General features: G+C 71.8%; 18 protein-coding genes. 1 reads left to right on the forward strand and 17 read right to left on the reverse strand.

From position 1 onward, the window contains the following. Positions 1–61: 61 nt before the first annotated feature. Both IEY82_RS32575 and IEY82_RS32580 read right to left on the reverse strand, forming a co-directional pair. Positions 62–1630, reverse strand: a complete 1569-nt coding sequence (locus IEY82_RS32575) for a DUF1349 domain-containing protein (protein ID WP_189128107.1) — start codon at positions 1628–1630, stop codon at positions 62–64. Beyond that, positions 1627–2142 carry a DUF8746 domain-containing protein gene (locus IEY82_RS32580; RefSeq protein WP_225263978.1) on the reverse strand — a complete coding sequence of 172 codons (516 nt, stop codon included), beginning with the start codon at positions 2140–2142 and terminating at the stop codon, positions 1627–1629. The genes IEY82_RS32575 and IEY82_RS32580 overlap by 4 nt, the downstream gene beginning before the upstream one ends. A 29-nt stretch (positions 2143–2171) precedes the next feature. Between IEY82_RS32580 and IEY82_RS32585 the strand changes: the two genes are divergently transcribed. Further along, on the forward strand, positions 2172–2393 hold the full coding sequence (locus IEY82_RS32585) for a winged helix-turn-helix domain-containing protein (RefSeq protein WP_443686378.1): 222 nt from the start codon (positions 2172–2174) through the stop codon (positions 2391–2393). A 29-nt stretch (positions 2394–2422) separates the two neighbouring features. Here IEY82_RS32585 and IEY82_RS32590 read toward each other — a convergent pair whose 3' ends face one another. The 15 genes from IEY82_RS32590 to IEY82_RS32660 all read right to left on the reverse strand — a co-directional run bounded on the left by IEY82_RS32590 (position 2423) and on the right by IEY82_RS32660 (position 19317). After that, a complete protein-coding gene (locus tag IEY82_RS32590) occupies positions 2423–3220 on the reverse strand; it encodes a DUF2306 domain-containing protein (RefSeq protein ID WP_189128108.1) in 798 nt (265 codons plus the stop codon). A gap of 149 nt (positions 3221–3369) precedes the next feature. Then, positions 3370–4152: an ABC transporter ATP-binding protein gene (locus tag IEY82_RS32595; RefSeq protein ID WP_225264001.1), complete on the reverse strand. Its 783-nt coding sequence runs from the start codon at positions 4150–4152 to the stop codon at positions 3370–3372. Between the two features lie 52 nt (positions 4153–4204). Then, entirely contained in the window at positions 4205–4978 is a 774-nt protein-coding gene (locus IEY82_RS32600; RefSeq protein WP_189128128.1) for an ABC transporter permease, read from the reverse strand. A gap of 5 nt (positions 4979–4983) precedes the next feature. Next, positions 4984–5814 carry an ABC transporter permease gene (locus IEY82_RS32605; protein ID WP_225263974.1) on the reverse strand — a complete coding sequence of 277 codons (831 nt, stop codon included), beginning with the start codon at positions 5812–5814 and terminating at the stop codon, positions 4984–4986. Then, positions 5811–6779 (reverse strand): ABC transporter substrate-binding protein, encoded by a 969-nt coding sequence (locus IEY82_RS32610; RefSeq protein WP_189128110.1) that lies wholly within the window; start codon positions 6777–6779, stop codon positions 5811–5813. The genes IEY82_RS32605 and IEY82_RS32610 overlap by 4 nt, the downstream gene beginning before the upstream one ends. Positions 6780–7203: 424 nt before the next feature. Next, positions 7204–7845 (reverse strand): GntR family transcriptional regulator, encoded by a 642-nt coding sequence (locus IEY82_RS32615; RefSeq protein WP_229697756.1) that lies wholly within the window; start codon positions 7843–7845, stop codon positions 7204–7206. 175 nt (positions 7846–8020) lie between these two features. Continuing rightward, positions 8021–8974 (reverse strand): VOC family protein, encoded by a 954-nt coding sequence (locus IEY82_RS32620; RefSeq protein ID WP_189128112.1) that lies wholly within the window; start codon positions 8972–8974, stop codon positions 8021–8023. Between the two features lie 172 nt (positions 8975–9146). Next, entirely contained in the window at positions 9147–10352 is a 1206-nt protein-coding gene (locus IEY82_RS32625) for a 4-oxalomesaconate tautomerase (protein WP_225263972.1), read from the reverse strand. 112 nt (positions 10353–10464) lie between these two features. Next, positions 10465–11166, reverse strand: a complete 702-nt coding sequence (locus tag IEY82_RS32630; RefSeq protein WP_189128113.1) for a 4-carboxy-4-hydroxy-2-oxoadipate aldolase/oxaloacetate decarboxylase — start codon at positions 11164–11166, stop codon at positions 10465–10467. Between the two features lie 12 nt (positions 11167–11178). After that, on the reverse strand, positions 11179–11910 hold the full coding sequence (locus IEY82_RS32635) for a PIG-L deacetylase family protein (RefSeq protein WP_189128114.1): 732 nt from the start codon (positions 11908–11910) through the stop codon (positions 11179–11181). Positions 11911–12182: 272 nt separating this feature from the next. Then, the gene (locus IEY82_RS32640; RefSeq protein ID WP_189128115.1) at positions 12183–14984 is read right to left on the reverse strand and encodes a DUF5682 family protein; all 2802 of its coding nucleotides are present in this window, start codon (positions 14982–14984) and stop codon (positions 12183–12185) included. Further along, positions 14981–16093: an ATP-binding protein gene (locus IEY82_RS32645; RefSeq protein WP_189128116.1), complete on the reverse strand. Its 1113-nt coding sequence runs from the start codon at positions 16091–16093 to the stop codon at positions 14981–14983. The genes IEY82_RS32640 and IEY82_RS32645 overlap by 4 nt, the downstream gene beginning before the upstream one ends. Positions 16094–16106: 13 nt before the next feature. Further along, complete coding sequence (locus IEY82_RS32650; protein ID WP_189128117.1) at positions 16107–17411, reverse strand: vWA domain-containing protein; 1305 nt, start codon at positions 17409–17411, stop codon at positions 16107–16109. Further along, the gene (locus IEY82_RS32655; protein ID WP_189128118.1) at positions 17408–18814 is read right to left on the reverse strand and encodes a hypothetical protein; all 1407 of its coding nucleotides are present in this window, start codon (positions 18812–18814) and stop codon (positions 17408–17410) included. Before IEY82_RS32655 ends, IEY82_RS32650 begins: the two co-directional genes overlap by 4 nt. Then, positions 18814–19317: a hypothetical protein gene (locus tag IEY82_RS32660; protein WP_225263970.1), complete on the reverse strand. Its 504-nt coding sequence runs from the start codon at positions 19315–19317 to the stop codon at positions 18814–18816. Before IEY82_RS32660 ends, IEY82_RS32655 begins: the two co-directional genes overlap by 1 nt. Positions 19318–19579 lie beyond the last annotated feature (262 nt).

A 19579-nucleotide genomic window follows, 5' to 3' on the forward strand; every position in this document is an offset into this window, starting at 1 on the left:
GTCGTACAGGTGGTGATGTCTCATGCGTCCCTCCCGCGACTCCAGCGGACGTGCGGGCGGCTCATGCGTCCCTCCGGCGGAGCCGGAAAACGGCCAGGCCGAGGGCGAGCGCGGCATATCCGGCCAGCACGGCGAGGCCGCCCCACGGCGGCAGTGGGTAGAAGCCGGCGGTGGGCGCGTAGTGGCTGAGCACGTGCGCGTACTCGGGGATGCTCTGCTGGACGGCGAAGCCGGCCGCCGGTGTGACGCGCAGCAGCCATCGCGCGGCGCTGTCAGGCAGGATCGAGGTGGTCGCGAGGACGAGCGGCACCACGATCACCGCGACGGCGGTGATGACCGCCGCGACGCCGCGCCGCAGCAGCGCGCCGAGGGCGAGGGCGAGCACGGCGACCAGTGCGAAGACCGCCGCCATGCCGGCCACGACGCGCACCTGGGTGAGCACCGGCACCGGGAGGATGACGTTGCCGTTGGCTCGCAGGATCCGCCCGCCGACCAGGAACGTGATCGCGACGGCGGGCAGGGCGGCGGCGAAGGTGACCAGGCCGAGCGCCAGGGCCTTGGCCGCCAGCGTCCGGCCGCGGCACGGGCCCGCCAGCAGGGTGACCCGGATCAGGCCGTGCCGGTACTCGGCCGTGATGAACAGGACCGCCACCACGATCACCAGGATCAGCCCGGCCGGCGCGCCGCCGAGGGGGCGTTCGGCGAACGGGCCCTCGATGACCGGCGCGATGTCGCCGACGCCGGTGACGGAGAAGGTGTCGCCGGACCGGGCGGCACGGCCCGGGTGGTGCACCGACCCGTCAGGTTTGAGAGGGCCGCCGCGGATGTCGTCCTCGCGCCAGGCACCGGACACCTCGCCGTCCAGCTTGACCTGGTCGAACTCGCCGGTGGCCTCGGTGAAGCGGACCGCCGCGGTGGACCCGCCGAGATCCCCTTGCGTGACCGTCAGGTCGCCCGGGGAGGCCGCGAACAGCCCGACCTGGACGGTCGCGGGGAGCCCGGCCAGGGATGAGGTGCCGATGCGGGTCCAGTTCGCGCCGTCGGCGGACTCGTATCCCGTGAGGGTGTCACCGGAGCGGGTCAGCCGCAGCCAGCGCGCCGACTGCCTGGAGACGCCGCCCGGCCGGCCGGCCACGTCGTGGGTGAAGTCGTGCTGCATCCGCACCCCGTGCTCGCCGGTCATCATGACCGCCGCGTACGGTGAGCCCCGCCTGGTGCTTTCCTTGATCATGATTCCGGCCTTCGCCCACGGCACGACCCCGGCGACCGTGTTCCGTTGCCCCGGGATGACGTCGGGCTTGCGGATCACGCCGGTCAGGGAGGTGAGGCGGGCGGTGATGCCGCCGTCGCCGGCCAATGACCGGTGCACGAAGAAGAAGGAGTCGTCCACCGCTTCGCCGCCCGGCCCGACAGGAGGCGGCGCGCAGGCGGTCTCGACCGGCCCGGCGCCGCACGAGGAGTGCTCACCGGACGCGGACAGCAGCCCGAGCGACACGGTGACCAGCGCCGCCGCCGTGATGGTGACCACCCAGCCGCGTACCGTCCTGAACTTGGTCCACTCGGCGCGCAGCAGCCGCCCGAAGTCCCCGCGCCCGGTCCGCGGCTCGGAGCGCTGTGCGATGGCGCTCATCGGGCCGCTCCCCGGTATTCGACCGCGTCGCCGGTGAGGTCCAGGTAGGCCTGCTCCAGCGTCACCCGATGCGCCGCCACTTCGGAGAACGGCACCGCGTTCGCGTTGAGGACGGCCACGATCCGCTCGGCCGGCAGCCCGGAGACGACGAGAGTGTCGCGATCGGTGACGGCCGGCGTGGCGCCGGCCTGACCCAGCGCCGACATCGCCGCGGAGCGCGCCGGCGTGCGCAGGGTGACCCGGCCACGGGAGGCGGCCGCGATGAGGTCGGCCACGCTGGTGTCGGCGATGACGCGGCCCCTGCCCACCACCACGAGATGGTCGGCGGTGTCCTCCACTTCGCTCATCAGATGGCTGGACACCAGCAGGGCCCGCCCCTCCCCGGCCAGCGACCGCAGGAGACCGCGCATCCACACGATGCCCTCGGGGTCCAGGCCGTTGACCGGCTCGTCCAGCATGAGCACCGGCGGGTCCCCGAGCAGCGCGGCCGCGATGCCGAGCCGCTGCCGCATGCCGCACCGCCACCCGTGACGGCCGTCACCTGGACCTGTCGGTCAAGGAGTTCGCCCTGCTCGAAGCGCTCATGCGCGCCGCCCCCGCCTTCCTCAGCGCCGAGGACCTGCTCGAACAGGTGTGGGACGAGTACGCGAACCCTCTGACCAACACCGTCACGGTCACCATCGGTCGGCTGCGCCGCAAACTCGGTGAGCCGCCGGCCATCACCACCACGCCCGGCGTGGGGTATCGGATCACGAACGCCTGATCTGGAGAGGGAGGAGAAGCATGAGCCGATCAGAAGGTGCGATCCTCGCCGATGGGCTGACCCCACCTGGTGTCCCGAGTGGAACGGAGCCTCGGATGAGTCGATGTGCGTGGCCGCCTACGGATGACCCACTCGGCCACCACGAGGTTGATCACCCACCCGGCGCCCACGAGCAGCGCCCTGGAAAGCTCTCCGGGGGGGCCGGCGATCAGGAACCACAGCGCAAGAGTCAGCGCCTGTGTGCCCGCCCCCTGCCCGATCGCGTACCCGCGGATCATCCATGCGCGGTGCCGGGCGATGTCCCGCCGCCGGATCGCGGCGAGACCGAGGAGGATGACCACGACCATGGCCGTGCCGAACACGAGCCGGAGGCCGGCGAGGAGATCACCGTCGCCGGGAGGGCTGAGATAGAACAGGGTCATCCAGAGCCCCGTGAGCGCCGCGCCCAGTCCGCTCGGGATCAGGAGCCGCCCGGCGGCACGGTGCCAGCCGGGCCTGCGCCGGCGGAAACCCGCGGCGAACTGGAAGGCCCCCAGAACGCAGTAGAGGCTGACGCACAGAATGTGCGCCACCACGGGCAGGGGGGCCGCGAAGAACCGTGCGTTCTCCGGCGTGATCGCCGCACCACCGGCCAGTTCGTTGAGGCGTACGGCGCCCGCGACCATGGGAACGGCGCTGAGCAGGATCAGCGCGGCGGGCACGAGCCACCCCGCCCGCGTGGAGGAACCGGCCGGGGAGACCCTCGCTCGGTTCCGGTCGTCTGCCGGGCGGTCGCTTCGCGGCGGCCGGGGGAACGGGAGATGTCCTGTCATGCTCTCGTCGCTCATGCCCCGATCATGGCGATCGAGGCGACGCGGCTCATCAGGAGAACGGCCCGATCCGAACCGGCCGATCGTCCACCCGACCAGGCGTACTTTCGGCCGATGAGCCCTGGCGCGCGCCCGCGGGTGCGGCGGGCGCCCGGCGGGCGGCGCGCTCAGGAGGCCGGGCGGTGGCCGCTCTTGGCCTGCTGGACCAGCTCGTAGACGTGCCCGCGCAGCTCGGCGAAGCGTGGCAGCGAGCGGGTGGTGAGCTGGTCACGCTCGTCCGGCAGGTCGACGGTGACCTCTTCGAGCACGACCGTCGGCGAGCTGGACAGGACGATGACGCGCCGGCCGAGGTAGACGGCCTCGTCGATGTCGTGGGTGACGAACAGCACGGTGACGCCGAGGCGCTTCCACAGGGACCTGACCAGGTCCTCGAGATCGGCCCGGGTCTGGGCGTCGACGGCGGCGAACGGCTCGTCCATGAGCAGCAGGTGCGGCTCGTAGGCGACGGCGCGGGCGATGGCCACCCGCTGCTGCATGCCTCCGGACAGCTGGAAGGGGTGCGCGTCCTGGGCCTCGGACAGCCCGACGGCCTCCAGCGCCTCCTGGACCAGCCGCCGGCGTTCGGCCTTGGGAACCTTCTTCTCCTTCAGCGGCAGCTCGACGTTCTGCCGCACGGTCATCCAGGGGAACAGGCTGCGGCCGTACTCCTGGAAGACCACGGCCATGCCCGGGGGCGGGCCGGTCACCTTCTCGCCTTCCAGGACCACCTCGCCGGAGGTGCAGTCGAGCAGCCCGGCGATGCACCGCAGCAGGGTGGTCTTGCCGGCGCCGGAGGGGCCGACGATGCAGACGAGCTCGCCGGAGCCGACGGTGAACGTCAGGTCGCGGACCGCCTCGACGGTGCGGCCCCGGCCCTCGTAGACCTTCTTCAGGCCGCGGACGTCCAGCATCGCGGTGGCGGTCTCCGGGCGCGCGGCGGCGCCGATGGGGGTGGTGGTCATCTCAGCCCTCTCGCTGTGACATGCGCAGTCCGGTGTACCAGCTCAGCAGCCGGGCCTCCACCACCCGGAAGATCAGCGACAGCACGATGCCGATCAGGCCGAGCATGATGATCCCGGTCCACATCTGCGGGATCGCGAAGCTGCGCTGGAACTGGATGATGGTGAAGCCCACGCCGTTGCTCGCGGCGAACATCTCGCTGATCACCATCAGAATGATCCCGATGGACAGCGCCTGCCGGGCGCCGGCCGCGATCTGCGGGCTGGCGCCACGCAGCACCAGGTGGATGAGCCGCGAGCGGCGGCGCAGCCGGTAACAGCGGGCGGTGTCGCGCAGCACCTCGTCGAGCGCGCGCACGCCCTCGACCGTGTTCAGCAGCACCGGCCAGACGCACCCGGAGACGATCACCAGCACCTTCATCTCGTTCCCGATGCCGGCGAACAGCATGAGGATCGGCACCAGCACCGGCGACGGGATCGCCCGGAAGAACTCCAGCACCGGCTCCAGCAGGCCGCGCAGCGTGCGCGACGAACCGATCGCGGTGCCCAGGCCCACGCCCAGCACCACGGCCGCCAGGTAACCCACCAGCAGCCGGGCCAGGCTGGGCAGCACGTCGGCGGTGAACCGCCCGGTGAACCAGGTCTCGCCGAACGTGCCGGCGATCTGGGCCAGCGGCGGCCAGAAGAAGTTCGTGCTGCCCGCCGTCGCCGCCCACCAGGCCGCGATCAGCAGCACCGGCACGGCCAGCAGCAGCAGGATCTTCCGGCCCGCATCCATCGCGCTCACGAGGACACTTCCCTACGGATCGAAGGGTGCCAACGCAGTGCCCGGCGCTCGGTGGCGCGCGCGATCACGTTGACGACCACACCTATCAGACCGACCACGATGACCAGCGCGTACATCGAGGCCACCGCGCCCGAGGTCTGCGCCACCGCGATCTGCTTGCCGAGCCCGGGCGACCCGATGATCAGCTCGCCGGTGATCTCCAGGATCAACGCCACCGCCGCGCCCAGCCGGAACCCGGTCATCACGTACGGCAGCGCGGTCGGCCAGATCACGGTGCGCACCTGGGTCAGCGGACGGAACCGATAGGAGCGCGCGGTCTCCCGGGCGACCGGATCCACGTCCCGCACGCCGTACAGCACCTGGACCAGCACCTGCCAGAAGGAGGCGTACACCACCAGCAGCAGCGTCGAGCGCATGTCCGTGCCGAACAGCAGCACGGCCAGCGGGATCAGCGCCACCGACGGGATCGGGCGCAGGAACTCGATCGTGGAGTTCAGCGCGGCCCGCACCAGCGGGATGCCGCCGATCAGGATGCCCAGCGCCACGCCCGCGACCATGGCGATCGACAGGCCGATCGCCCAGCCGCGCAGCGTCTCCAGCAGCGCCTGCCAGAACTCGGCCGTCGCGGCCTGCTCCGCCAGCGCCGAGACCATCTGGCTGAACGGCGGCAGGTAGCGCGCGTCCACCAGCCCGGCCCTCGGCGCCAGCTCCACCACGGCCACCAGCCCGGCCAGGCCGATCAGACCGAGGAGCCAGGCGGGCAGAGCGCGGTGACGGCGTCCGCCCTGGCCCCGTCGCGGTGCGCCCGCCGTCACCGCCGCCGTCACGGAAGGAGCCCGCTGAGGTCGGGAGCGCTCTCGATCAGACCGTCCTGCACCGCGAGCGACGACAGGGTCTCCAGCGACTTGGTGTTGATCTCCGACGGGTACGTCGGGAGCGTGAGCGAGTCGGTCAGCGCCGGGTCGATCTTCGTGTAGGTCAGCAGGACCTTGCGCACCGCGTCCGGATTGTCCGTGGCGTACTTCAGCGACTTCAGCATCGCGGCGGAGAAGCGCTTCACCAGGTCGGGCTTGGAGGTGGCGGTCTGCTCGGAGGTGAAGTAGCCGGCGATGGTCAGGCCGGGGGCGGTGTCCACGTAGTTGGACGCGATGACGCGGTCACCGTTCTTCTTGGCGGTCGCGAGGAAGGGCTCGACGACCTGGACCGCGTCGACGTTGCCCTTGTCCAGGGCGGCGAGCATGTCCGGGAAGGCCAGCTCGGTGAAGTTGACGTTCTTCGGGTCGCCGCCGGCGGCCCGGATGGCGGCCCGGACCGTGGTGTCGTTGATGTTGTTCAGCGTGTTGACCGCGACGCGCTTGCCGGCGAGGTCCTTGGCCGACTTCAGCGGGCTGCCGGCCTTGACGACCACCCCGCCGAAGTCCTTGTCCTGGACGCCCGTCGAGGCGGCTCCGGGCGCGACGACCTTGAGGGGCAGGCCCTTGGACCTGGCGATGATCAGCGACGTGAAGTTGCTGAACCCGAAGTCCACCTGACCGCTGACGACCGCGGGGACGATCGCGGCGCCGCCCTGGGCGGACACCAGCTCCAGCTTCAGCCCCTCCTCGGCGAAGAATCCCTGCTGGTCGCCGAGGTAGATCGGCGCGACGTCGATGATGGGGATGACGCTGACCTTCACCGGGGTGACACCGGCCGAGGCCGGGTCACCGGCGTCGGAGGAAGGACTCTGCCCGCTCCCGCACGCGGCGAGCAGGAGAACGGCGGCGGCGGCCAGAGCCGCGCGAATTGTGGTCACGGTGCTTCTCCAGGGCTTCGGTCTGGGGGGTGAGATGACGTCGGGGCTCGATCGGACGAGGCCCGGCGGGGGGTCGGCGTGCCGTCCTCCGCCCTCCTAGCGGCGCGGGACGGACGCCGGTCGCGCTGCCGGTCCTCAGCGGAGAGCAGGCCGGACGTCGGGATGTGCACGGCGGCGCCCTTTCGGTGTCCGCGCGGAGCAGTCGCGAGACGGCAGCCGGCCGATGGCTGTCCTCACCTGATGACACCGCTCGTCGGTGACGCTATTGATTATGTACGCGATTGTCAACGATTTATGAACCAAGAGAGGCGCCAAACTTGTCGCCACACTCGGGAGGGCATCCGGGCACGTCAGAGCCGGCCGACGGCGCGAACGCCGTGGCCTGCCACTGACTGGGATGACGCGTCGGGGATGGCCCGATCGATCAGGACGTGACCGGCACCGCCGCCCCGGCGAGGGGCGTCGTGGACTGCGAGATCTGGGTGATCACGTCGCGCAGGTGCGCACGCATCGCGGCCTCCGCGCCGGCCGGGTCGCGGGCGACGATGGCGTCGACGATCTTCTCGTGCTGGCCGAGGGAGACGGTGGACCGCCCCGGCTGCAGCGACAGCCGGAACTGGTGGCGGACGAGCTGGGCCTGGAGCCGGACCAGGATGGTGCGGGCGGTCACCTGCCCGGCGATCTCCTGGATGAGGGCGTGCAGCGAGGCGTTGAGATCGGAGTAGGCCAGCGGGTCGTGCGCCGCCACCCGCTCGCGCATCGCGTCCTTGATGCCGAGCAGCCTCTCGGCCTGCGCGGGCGTGACCCGCTCCGCCGCCTTCGCCGCCAGCAGGCCCTCAAGCACCATCCGCACCTCGGTGATCTCCACCGCTTCGGCGGTCGAGATCGTGCGGACCCGCGCGCCCTTGTTGCGCTGCACCTCGATGAGGCCGTCGGCGACGAGCTCACGCAGCGCCTGCCGCACGGTGGACCGGCTGACCTGGTAGAGATCGCACAGCTCGGATTCGACGAGACGTTGCCCCGGGGCGAAGTGCCCGTCCAGCACCGCGCGGCGAATCTTCACCACGACCAGATCCTGGGGATCGCCCGCTCCCATGACCTTCCCTCCCGTGTCGGTCGCCGCTGGGCGGCGACTGAAGGTGTCAACAGTATAGGTGCCGAGAATGACACCATGATCTCCACGCCCGCACCCCCCGCCCGCGTGCCGCCGGGGGTGCGGGCGGGCGGGCGGCGCGTGGGCGTCAGTCGATCACCGGGGTTCCGTGCGTGTGGAACGACTCGATGGTCTTCAGCCCCCAGGCCTGGCCCTTGGCGCGCTCCGCCTGCGTCCAGGTGATGACCTCCCAGTCGGGGGCCAGGATCAGCCGGGCGCCGGCGTTGCACAGTTCGATGCGGTTGCCGCCGGGCTCCCAGACGTAGAGGAAGAACGTCTGCTGGATGGCGTGCTTGTGGGGGCCGGTCTCGATGTGGACGCCCGCCTCCAGGAACACGTCGGCGGCCCGCAGGATGTCCTCGCGGGTGTCGGTCGCCAACGCCACATGGTGCAGCCGTCCCCGCGCGCCGAGCCAGTCGGAGGTGTAGACGAGGTCGTAGGACTTGTCGGAGACCGAATACCAGATGGCGGCCGTCTCGCCCTCGTCGGTGACGATCTGCTCGGTGGCCCGGGCGCCCAGCGTGCCGGACATGAAGGCGGAGGCGGCCGGCACGTCCGAGGCGAGGAAGTTCACATGGTCGAGGCGCCGGACGTTGGCCCCTCTGCCGGGGAAGGCCGAGGCCTGGTTCTTCAGCGACGGCCGATGCTCCTCGGTCGCGACGTACCTCTCCGTCTCGTAGTACAGGCCCATCTCGTGGCCGTCGGGGTCGGCGAAGAGGTAGGCGGGCCCGAGGCCGAACTCCGCCTCACTCCATCCCGTGCCGAGCCCGGCCTCCTCGATGGCCGCGACCCGGCGCCGCAGCGCCTCCGGACTCGCCGCCCGCAGGAACGTCCGGCCCACTCCGGCCCGGTCCCGGCCGGTGATCTTCACGGTGTGGCGCTCGTAGTCGTCCCACGCGTGCACGTAGATCGAGTCGCCCTCCCGGTGGACCTCCTTCATCGCCATCAGGTCGACGAAGAAGTCACGCGTCTCCTCCGGCACCGAGGTGAAAAGCTCGACCGAGCCCACATGGGCGATGTCACGGAACGCTGCCGGCCGCATCGGATCTCCTCTTGGTCTGCTGGTCTGCTGGTCTGCTGGTGGCGCTCTGACGAGATGGCTCGCGGCGCCTGGGTTCTCAGAACTTCAGGTGAACGGCACTTCGGATGAACGGCATTGGGACGGCACTCCAGGACGGCACTACAGGACCGCATTTCGGATGAACGGCCGGGATTCAGCGCTCGCGCGGCCAGACCCGGCCGTCGAAGAGCTTGCGCGCGGTCCGCACCACTCCCGAACGGCGGACGCGCAGGTCCGCCCCGCTGCCCGACACCTCGATCGCGGTGTCGAAGAAACCGGTCGGATGCTCGATCCGCAGGGTGCCTCCCGGTGCCGTGGTCACGGCCGCACCGCCCTCGCTCCCGGCACCGCCGGCCGCCTCGCGAGTCACCTCTGCGGCCCCCTCGGAGGCGACCTCGGAGGCGACCTCGGAGGCGACCTCGGAGGCGACCTCGGAGGCGACCTCGGAGGCGACCGAGCCCTCGATGAGGACGGCGGTGGCGACGGAGATCGCGCCCAGGACGCCGATGGAGGTGTGCACCCGGTGCGGGATGAAGGTCCGGGTCGAGAGCGTGCCCCCGTCGCGGGGCGCGGCCACCAGGGTCATCTTGGGCACGGTGGTCGCGCGCACGTCGCCCAGCCCCATGAGCGCACCGGCCCGCAGCCGGATCTCCTCGACCTTCGCCTTGAGCGTCTCGTCGCCCTCCAACTCGGCGGGAGACTCGTACCCCGTCACGCCGAGCGCCCGGGCGGCGATCAGCACCACGGGCATGCCGTTGTCGACGCAGGTCGTCTCCACGCCGGCGATCTCGTCGCGAACCGAGCCGGTGGGCAGCAGGCTGCCGCAGGTGGCGCCCTCCGTGCCGGTGAAGTCCAGGGTCACCGGCGCGGCCGGGAACGGCACCCCCGAGATGCGCGTGCCGCCCGCGTACCTCACCCGGCCGCCGTGGGTGTCCACGGTGGCGGTCGCCACACCGCCGCCGTTGACGATGCGGATGCGCACCCGGGTGGTGTCGCCGGCCGGCGGCACCAGTCCGCGCTCGATGGCGAACGGCGCGACGCCGGCCAGGATGTTGCCGCAGGTCTGCCGCGCCGAGACACCGGCCTCGGTGACCTGCACCTGCAGGAACAGGTAGTCGACGTCGGCCTCCGGGTCCGCCGAGCGCGACACCACCGCGACCTTGCTCGTCAGCGGGTGGCCGCCGCCGATGCCGTCGATCTGCCGGGCGTCGGGCGAGCCCATCAGCCGCAGCAACAGGTCGTCGCGCCGGTCCGGCTCGGCGGGCAGGTCCTCGGCCAGGAAGTAGGCCCCCTTCGAGGTGCCGCCGCGCATCAGCGCGCACCGGATCCCCGCGTCCTCGATCTCTTCGACGGTGTTCACGCCGGACGCCTGGTCCACGCGAGGTCGAAGCCGGTGACGCGCGCGCGGGCGCCAAGCCGCCGGGACGCCGGGGAGCCGGCCTCATCGAGCCGGAGCGGGGCGACGCGCGGCTTCACGAGCCTTCCTCGGGCAGGTCGTCCACGTAGGTGACGCCCAGCCGGGTGAGCACCTCGCGCAGGCCGTACATGTCGAGGCCGAGCACTCCGGAGCTCAGCGCCGCCCGCTTGTCCTCCTCGGCGGCGATCCGGGCCCGTGACCGTTCCAGCACGTCCTCGGCCGATCGGGCGGGCACGCACATGACCCCGTCGTCGTCGGCGACCACGACGTCGCCAGGGCGTACCAGCCGGCCGCCGCAGACCACCGGCACGTTGACGGAGCCGGGGCTGGCCTTGACGGTGCCCTGCGCCGAGACGGCGCGCGCCCAGACGGGGAACCCCATCGCGCGCAGGGCGGCGATGTCGCGCACCCCGGCGTCGGTCACGAGTCCCACCACTCCCCTGGCGAGCAGCGACGCGGCGAGCAGGTCGCCGAACATGCCGTCGGTGGAGGGAGACGTCGTCGTCACCACGAGCACGTCGCCCTCCTGGCACATCTCCACGGCCGCGTGGATCATCAGGTTGTCGCCGGGATGGCTCGACACCGTGATCGCGGGCCCCGCGATCACCGCGCCGTCCTGCCGTGGCCTGACAGCCGGGGCCACCAGCCCCGTACGCCCCGCCGCCTCGTGCACCGTGGCCACCCCGGCGTCGCGCAGTCCCTGGACCACCTCGGGAGCGGGCCGCTTCACGTTCCGTACGACATGATGTCCTGCCATGCGAAGCCCCTCCTAGGCCAGCTCGGAGGTGACCTGCGGGTAGACCCGCTGGTAGGCCTCGGCGAACGTGTCCACGGGCAGCCCCAGGTTCGGCCCGCTGTTGCGCTTGGCCTGCACCCCGCGACGGCGGCCCAGGTCGGTGTAGTACTCCACCAGGTGGCCCTGCGCGCCGAGACTGCGCATCGCCGCGAGCTTCCGTTCCCACACCGGCGTGATGTCCAGCAGCACGTCCGGCTTGAAGTCGCACACCTCCGGCTGGTGCGGCTCGAAGCAGAAGACCGGAGGTGCGCCGATCACCTCGCCGTCTCCCGGCACGCCCGCCGCCTGGGCGAGGATGCGCGTCCTGCGGGCGATCTCACCGGCGACGGGATGGTCGATGTTGTACGGGTCACTCGGCGCGTGCGTCAGCACGACGGTCGGCTGCAGGCTCCGGTACAAGTCGACCAGCGACCGGGTCAGCTCCGGCGTCTCGACCAACGGGTAGTCACCGGCGTCGAAGAAGACCACCTCGGCGCCCAGCGCGGCGGCCGCCTTCTCGCCCTCCTCGCGCCGCACGGCCTTGACCTCGTCCAAGGTGTGGCCCTTGCGCCACAGGCCGGCGGACTCACCTCGCTCGCCGAAACTGAGACACGCGATCACCGCGCGCTGCCCGCTCTGGGTCGCCAGCGCGATGGCCCCTCCGGCGCGCCACACGAAGTCTCCTGGATGAGCGGTGATGACCAGCAGGGGTCCCTTGGTCGGCATACCCGATCCTTTTCCGGTGGGGGCGACGACACCGCCGGATCGTCCCATGGAACGACTCGGCCCCAGCGGTGACCTAAGATCGCCAGCGATTATCTACGAGATTGTCGACAATATCTCCAACCATTCTCTCCCCACAACCCGTCCTCGAGCCTGAAATCATTCAGCGGCTTCCGGGGGCGCTTCCAACCCGGACACCCGCCGGCCAGGCCACGCCTGGACACCACGGCGGGGTGCCCGCTCCCGGGCGGGCCGTCCCAGGAGCGGGCGTGCGGTCAGACGGCGGCGCCTCCGCACAGCAACGCGGCCACGGCGTCCACCGTGGCGGGATGCCGCGCCACCAGGGCGGCCACCTCCGGCGAGCCGCCGGACGCGTCGTGGCCGGGAGCGCTGCCGGCCGGGGTGAGAGTTTTCCAGCCGCCCTCGCAGCCGAGGAGCGCCGCCAGGGCGTCCGCGGCGGCGGGGTGGGCGGCGAGGAGCCCCGTGACCGGCCCACCGGCGGCACCGGCCCCCGTGGCGGTCGCGACCTCGGCCCCGCCCGGCCCGGACGGGGCCGTCCACGGCGGCACCCAGGCGTCCACCGCCGTCAGGGTGGCCGGGAAGGTGCGGCCGGCCTCCCTGATCAGCACGGGGACCAGCTCCGGCGCCTCCTCGCGCAGCGTCTGGATGAGCGTCGGCAGCCATGGCAGCAGCACCTCGTCCGGCAACCGCGCGAACGCCCCGGAGATCACCTCCACCACGAACGGCGTCAGGACCGGAGCCGCCTCCAGCGCCTGCACGAACCCGCTCAGATACTGCGGGAACGACGGCACCACCAGCGGGTTGGCCAGCAGCTCGGCGCACCGCTCCCGCAGCTCGCCGATCGTCAGCACGCCGAGCTGGAACCGCGCCGCCCACAGCAGCGCGATCTTGCCCGGTGTCTCCGGATGCGACTGCCGCACGGCCAGTTCGAGCTGCGCCCGGTCGCAGCCGAGCGACAGCGCCAGGCTCTCCATGGACGCCAGGAACCCGAGCATGGCCGCCACCTGCCGCACCCCGACGTCCTCGGCCACGAACGCGGTGGGCAGCAGCGTGCAGTACTGTGCGTAACCGGTGGTGACGAAGCGTTCGCACCACTCGGGCAGCGCCGGCTCGGTGGCCCGGTAGTGGGCCAGCAGCCGCCGGACGCGCCGCAGCACGTCCGGCGCGTCGTCCACGCTCCGCTCGGCGGCCAGCAGCTCAACGGCCCGAGCCCCGAGTTCGTCGGTGAAGCGCCGGCCGCCCAGGAACAGGATGGCCTCCTCGACCGCCTGGAGCGCGTCGGCGGCGGTCGCCTTCGGCTCCCACACGCTGCGCCGCAGCCGCTGCTCCAGCACCTGCTCGACGGTGACGCCCTCGTAGCCGAGCTCGATGAGCGCCCGCTGGTGGTGGCCGAGCGCGACGTCCCAGCTCTCCTGGACGGACCGCTCGCCCAGCCGCCGGCTGCCCATGATGGGCCGTACGGCGTGCTCGGGCATCAGCCGCCGCAGCACCCACAGCAGGTGCGAGCACGGCTCCAGCTCCGGGTCGGCGTTCAGGTCGAGCAGCACCCGGTGCACGGCCCGTTTCGTCATGTCGTAGCCGAGTGGCGCGAGCCGCTCGAACACGTCCTGGGCCAGCGGCGGCATCGACTGGTAGCCGACCTCGCCGATCCGGTCGCCGCCGAGCATGATCTCGCACAGCCGCCGCACGTCCCGCCGGCCGGGCACGGTGTCCTTCTCGATGCAGGTGACGGCCGCGTCCTGGAAGTCGTACAGCGTCGGCCTGGCCCGGCCGCGCATCCCGGCGAGCAGGATGGACGTCTCGTACACGGCGATGGCGTCGGCGGTGCTGGACAGGTAGCCGTTGCGCCTGGCCAGCCGGACGATGTCGACACACCAGCCGAGCAGCTCGGCCTCGTCGAGCGGGTCGCGCTGCGCCGGTTTGGACAGGAACTCAGACAGCTGGTCGGCCACCGCCACCGGCGCGGCGGGCGGCTTCGTGCCGGGCCGCCTGCCCTTCTGCTGCCCCTTGAGTGTGTACGGCTTGACGCCGCCTCGGCTGACGGCCTTGTCGTACGTGGCGGCGGCGATCGACACCGACCCGGGGGCCAGCCCGAACTGCGCCTCGATGGCCGAGTGGCTGGACGGGATGAGGCCGTACAACCAGTTGGTGGCGGTGCGCGGGGAGATCTCGAAGTCCGTGCGCGCCGCGTCCAGGCCGAACTCCTCGACCCGGCTGGCCGCGTGGAAGGCGCCGCACACGTACAGGCAGCGCTCGGGGTCGGCGCCGGTCGCGGCCAGGTGCTCGCGCATGCGGGTCCACATGTGGCGCTCGCGGTCCTCGTCGCGGTCCAGCTTGGCGGCGTCGTGCGGGCGCAGCCGCCGGAACAGGCCGCCGATCAGCACCATGACCTGGCGGTAGGTGTCGTAGTCGGCTCCGGCGAGCGGCTGTTCGACGTACTGGTCCCACCACTCGGACCAGTGGCGGACCTTGCCGTGGTGCAGCAGATGCTCTTCGAGCTCGGCGAAGCGGGGCCGCAGGTCGCCGATCTCGACGCCGACCGCGTCACCGTGCAGGGCGGCCTCCTCGGCGGGCCGGCCGGGCTCCTCCCGCGGGTGCCACTGGAAGACGTGGTCGGAGGAGCGGTCCACCAGCACGAGTTCGACGCCGGGGGTGTCGAGCGCGTAGGCGATGGCCTGGTATTCGGCGGACGCCTCGGTGATGGGCGCGACGACGCTGAGCGGGCCCCAGCTCTCGGGAAAGCCGTCGAGCTCGGTGGCGAACGCCTGCAGCGCCACCGGCAGCCTGCAGGTGCGCAGCTCGTCGAGGAGCGGCCGCAGGTCCTCGCACAGCTCCAGGTAGATGACCTGCGGCTGCTTGTCGCGCAGCCGCCTGGCCATGGCCAGGGCCGAGGCCGGCGAGTGGTGGCAAACCGGGAAGATCTCCAGCCGCTCGCCCAGCGCCCGGTCGACGTCGTCGACCATGCCCGTGAGGATCTCGGACAGGGCGCCGGGCGAGCCGGCGAAGGTCTCGGCGGCGTCGTCCAACTGCCGGCGGAGAGCGCCGAAGGTGCTCATGACAGCGTGGCGATCGCCTGGCGACCGCCTTCGAGGAAGCCCTGCCACTCGCCGCCCTCCTTCTTGCTGCGCGGCTCGACGACCCCGTGCCAGTACTTGTTGAGGATGGCCAGATCCTCGGGGGTGCGCCGGGCCAGCGAGCCGACCAGCGAACCGGCCAGCGTCTCGGCCTTGAGGGTGCGGTCGCCGAAGAAGTTGCTGTGCAGGATCGCGTCCTCCAGCACGCCGATCTGCTCGGCCGTGGACAGCGCGGACTCCAGCCGGCCGTCGTCGCTCTGGGCCGACGCGGCGGCGGCGCGCAGGTCGGCGAAGCTCCGCAGCAGGATGTCGAGCAGCGTGGGCGGCAGCTCCAGGTCGATGTTGTGCCGGCGGAGCAGCTCGACGGTGCGGAATCGGACGATCTCCGCCTCGCTCTTCTTGTTCGTCACGACGGGGATGCGGACGAAGTTGAAGCGCCGCTTGAGCGCCGACGACAGGTCGTTGACGCCCCGGTCGCGGCTGTTGGCGGTGGCGATGATGGAGAACCCGGGCTGGGCGAAGACGATGTTGTCGTCGTCGAGCTCGGGGATGGACACGTACTTCTCCGACAGGATGGAGATGAGCGCGTCCTGCACGTCGCTGGTGGAGCGGGTCAGCTCCTCGAAGCGGCCGATCACGCCGTGTTCCATCGCCGTCATGATGGGCGAGGGGATCATCGAGTCGCGCGACTGCCCCTTGGCGATCACCATGGAGACGTTCCACGAGTACTTGATGTGGTCCTCGGTGGTGCCCGCGGTGCCCTGGACGACCAGGGTGGAGTTGCGGGAGATGGCGGCGGCGAGCAGCTCGGCGAGCCAGCTCTTGCCGGTGCCGGGGTCGCCGATCAGCAGCAGGCCCCGGTCCGAGGCGAGCGTGACGATGGCGCGCTCGACGAAGCTCCGGTCGCCGAACCACTTCTGCGGGATCTCCCGGTCCAGGCCGTCGGAGCGCTCGGAGCCGAGCACGAACAGGCGGACCATGCGGGGGCTGAGCCGCCAGGAGAACGGCTTGGGGCCGTCGTCGACCGACTCCAGCCAGTCGAGCTCTTCGGCGTACTTGACCTCGGCGGGGGCACGCAGCATCTCGGTCATTGCGGGGATTCTCCTAGGTGAGGAAGTTCTTGAGCTCGGACACGAGCTTGCGGATGTGGCCGGAGATCACCGGCGTGCCCAGGTCCTTCAGCTTCTGCTTGAACCAGGGGTCCACGCTCTGGTGACCTGAGCTGTTGACGGACCCGACGGGGATCAGCTTCACGCCCGAGCGGTGCAGCGACTCGAACTCGGTCTGCACCGCCTGGTTGTCGTAGAAGTCGGAGATCCACACCAGCGCGGTGTTGCGCGGGTCCATGATCTTGGGGCGGGCCAGGCCCATCGCGACCATGCCGTTGGTGCCGCCGCCGAGCTTGGTGCGCAGCAGCACCTCGAACGGGTCGTGCACCCACGGCGTCAGGTCGAGCGCCCGGGTGTCGTAGGCGATCAGGTGCACGTCGACCTTGGGCAGTCCGGCGAAGATGGAGGCCAGGATGGTGCAGTTGACCATCGCGTCCACCATCGAGCCCGACTGGTCGACGACCACGATCATGCGGGCCGGGACGGTGCGTTTGGCGGTGTGCCGGTAGAAGAGCCGGTCCACGTAGAGCCGCTCGTCCTCGGGGCTCCAGTTGGTGAGGTTCTTCCAGATCGTGCGTTCGATGTCGAGGTTGCGGAAGACCCGCTTGGGCGGCACCGACCGGTCGACGGTGCCGGCGCTGGTCTGCTGCACCTGGGTGCGCAGCACCTCGGCGACCTCGTCGACGTAGCGGCGGATCAGCGCCTTGGCGTTGGCCAGCGCGACGCCCGACAGGTTGTCCTTGTCGCGCAGCAACTGCTCGATGAGCGACATGCTGGGCGTGAGCTGCCGCGACAGCGCGGGGTCGGCGAGCACCTCGCGCAGCCGCATGCGCTTGACCAGGTCGCCTTCGAGCCCGGCGAGCAGGCCGCCGAGGCCGTTCTGGCCTGGCTGGGCGCGCAGCCCGCCCGGCTCGCAGCCGAGTGCCTGCTCGAACCAGCCGGCGTCCTGCTGCCAGGCGGCCAGCCGGGTGGCGGTGACGTCGCCGGTGCCGGTGGCGGTGGCGAACAGGTTGAGCAGCAGCTTGGAGGCCAGGGCGGCGGTGCGGGCCCGATCGCGCGGCCGCTCGTCGTCGCCGGGCGCCATCAGGTCGCGGAACTCCTCCGCCAGCTCGGGAAAGCGCTGCACCAGGGTGTCGACGGACACCGACGGGTCGAGCAGCGCGGGTGGCAGCCCGAGCGCGTCGACGACGGCCACGCTGGCGGCTTCGAGCCCCGGCTGCTCCTCGGTGTCGAACACGCGGGCCAGCAACCGCCAGAGCAGCACTTGGCGCCGGTTCTCCTCGGCGCGGGTGTCGGTCATTTGCGCAGCAGCCGTCCTGCTCGTTCGCGGAGTACGGCCACCGCGTCGCCCGACCTGGCCAGGGACTTGACCACCTTGGGGTCGGTGGGGCCGAGCGCCCAGTCGCCGTTGTGCGCGGCGACCGGCTGACGCTTGACCGTCGACTGGACGGCGAGCGGCTGCAGCAGCCAGCGGCCGTCCCAGCGCAGCAGGCCGAGGCAGGCCGTGGAGGTGGCCAGCAGCTGGGGCGTGAGCGGGCCGCAGCCGGGCAGCCGGTCGGCGGCGACCGTGATGGTCTGGCCGTCGAGCCGCAACTCGATGCCGCCGTCGACCTTGGCCACCTTGTAGCCCTCGACGAGCACGGGCTCGGCGATGGCCACCGGGTGCCGGTCGAGCGGCGGCCCGGCGGTCGCGAGGGCGCCGGCGAGCTGGACGCGGGCGGTCGCGAACGGCGAGGCGAGCTCGCCGGCCACCGCCTTGCCCTCGTCCCACAGCAGGTCGCCACCGGCCAGCAGCGGCATGTCGGTGAGGTCGAGCGAAAGGTGCCTGGCCAGCGCGCCGAGCAGCACCGGGTAGTCGCCCAGCACCCCCCACACGGCCGCGCCGACGATGGTGTCGACCTTGGCGGCGGAGATCGCGGTGCGCACCAGCCGGGGCTCGCCGCCCTCCTTCGGCTCCAGCAGGCCGTGCACCTGGACCTGGACGGCGGTGGCGTGCTCGTGCACGTCGGCGCCGAGGATGAGCAGCCGTCCGGACACCGGGACGCCCGGGTCGCCGGCGCCGAGCCGGCCCGGCTGGGTGAGCATCAGGGCGCGGGTCCACAGGTCGGCCCAGCGACGGGCCGGCAGCTTCTCCATCGTGGCCACCGGGCTGGAGGCGCGCAGCTCGGCGGCCAGCCCGTCGAGCAGCACGGCGGGCCTGCGCAGCGCGGGCTCGGCGAGCATGGCCTCGACGGCCTGGTCGGAGGCGGCGACGAGGTCGTGGCCGACGCCGCGCCAGCCGGTGATGGCCAGCTCGTGCAGCCATGACCGGGGCCCGGCGAGCAGGTTCTCCGGCACGGCGGCGGCTCCACCGGCGGTGGGTTCCGGCCACGGGGTCCGGGAACGTCCGAGGGCGTCGTCGAGGCTGGCCAGCAGGGCGTCGGCGACCGCGCCGAGCAGCGCGGCGCGCGCCCCGGCCAGGATCGTCAGGTGCTCGCCCGCGACGGACCCGGTGGCGACCTTCTCCGCCGCCTCGACGGCCCGGTCGCCGAGCGGGCTCGCCGCCACGGCGGCCGCCAGGCCGGTGACCGCCCGCGCGCCCTGCTCACCGAGCCGTCCCAGGCCGCCCGCGAGCGCGTCGTCGAAGGCCGCGACCAGGTCGAGGGCCTCCTCGACGCCCGGCGGCGGGCCGGCGTTCAGTGCGCCCAGTTGCACGTCGAGCATCAGCGCACCGCCCCCGTCGAGGGGAACCAGTGCAGCTCGGCGAGGGGCGCCGAGGTGGCCGGCAGCTCCAGGTAGCTCAGGTGGCGAAGGAACCGGCTGAACACCACGGCCGCCGCCCCCTGCTCGGGCCCGCCGTTCAGGCGGCCGATCAGGTCGTGACCGGATTCGACGCTGTCGGCGCCGTCGACCCGCAGGTAGCGGGCGACCCGCCCGGCGCCGTACTGCACGATGGCCTCGGCGGCCAGCGCCTGCAGGTGCTTGCAGGGCGAGCTGTGCAGGCCGCCGCACGGCCGGTTGTTGTTGGTGCTGCAACTGAAGCCGTGGGTTCCGGCGGCGATGAAGGACACGTACACCCGCCCGATGTCCGACCCGCTCGACACGACGCCCTGCAGCCGCCCGTCGGCCAGCTCGACGAAGGGCACCTTCGCGAGCTTGCGCGGCTGGACGGGCGGCACCACGAGGGTGACGCTGCGCCGCTCCCACGCGGTTGGATCCGCGTTCACGATCTTCTGACCTCCAGGCCTCTTGATCAACGAACCGGAAATGTAGCGGAGCCCACCGACAAAGGGCGGCGATCCGCGATCTTCAGCGTGATCTGGCGTGGAACCCTGGGCGTTCACGCCCGGGAGGAAACGACAGCGCGGGAGGGCCGCCAAGGCCTGAGCGGTGCGGTGACCGGTAGGCCGTGGAGCGGCTCAGCCCGGGCGTTCTTCGTTTCCTATCCCGGTGGCATGGGGTTGGCGATAATGTGTTCGAGGTGAAGCT

The organism is Nonomuraea cavernae (assembly GCF_014646355.1).
Taxonomy (GTDB): domain Bacteria; phylum Actinomycetota; class Actinomycetes; order Streptosporangiales; family Streptosporangiaceae; genus Nonomuraea; species Nonomuraea cavernae.

Excerpts from the sequence above, each read along its gene's own strand:
- IEY82_RS32575 (WP_189128107.1), bottom strand. The coding sequence starts at position 1,630 with ATGAGCGCCATCGCACAGCGCTCCGAGCCGCGGACCGGGCGCGGGGAC.
- IEY82_RS32580 (WP_225263978.1), bottom strand. The coding sequence starts at position 2,142 with ATGCGGCAGCGGCTCGGCATCGCGGCCGCGCTGCTCGGGGACCCGCCG.
- IEY82_RS32590 (WP_189128108.1), bottom strand. The coding sequence starts at position 3,220 with ATGAGCGACGAGAGCATGACAGGACATCTCCCGTTCCCCCGGCCGCCG.
- IEY82_RS32595 (WP_225264001.1), bottom strand. The coding sequence starts at position 4,152 with ATGCTGGACGTCCGCGGCCTGAAGAAGGTCTACGAGGGCCGGGGCCGC.
- IEY82_RS32600 (WP_189128128.1), bottom strand. The coding sequence starts at position 4,978 with ATGGATGCGGGCCGGAAGATCCTGCTGCTGCTGGCCGTGCCGGTGCTG.
- IEY82_RS32620 (WP_189128112.1), bottom strand. The coding sequence starts at position 8,974 with ATGCGGCCGGCAGCGTTCCGTGACATCGCCCATGTGGGCTCGGTCGAG.
- IEY82_RS32630 (WP_189128113.1), bottom strand. The coding sequence starts at position 11,166 with ATGGCAGGACATCATGTCGTACGGAACGTGAAGCGGCCCGCTCCCGAG.
- IEY82_RS32635 (WP_189128114.1), bottom strand. The coding sequence starts at position 11,910 with ATGCCGACCAAGGGACCCCTGCTGGTCATCACCGCTCATCCAGGAGAC.
- IEY82_RS32640 (WP_189128115.1), bottom strand. The coding sequence starts at position 14,984 with ATGAGCACCTTCGGCGCTCTCCGCCGGCAGTTGGACGACGCCGCCGAG.
- IEY82_RS32645 (WP_189128116.1), bottom strand. The coding sequence starts at position 16,093 with ATGACCGAGATGCTGCGTGCCCCCGCCGAGGTCAAGTACGCCGAAGAG.
- IEY82_RS32650 (WP_189128117.1), bottom strand. The coding sequence starts at position 17,411 with ATGACCGACACCCGCGCCGAGGAGAACCGGCGCCAAGTGCTGCTCTGG.
- IEY82_RS32655 (WP_189128118.1), bottom strand. The coding sequence starts at position 18,814 with ATGCTCGACGTGCAACTGGGCGCACTGAACGCCGGCCCGCCGCCGGGC.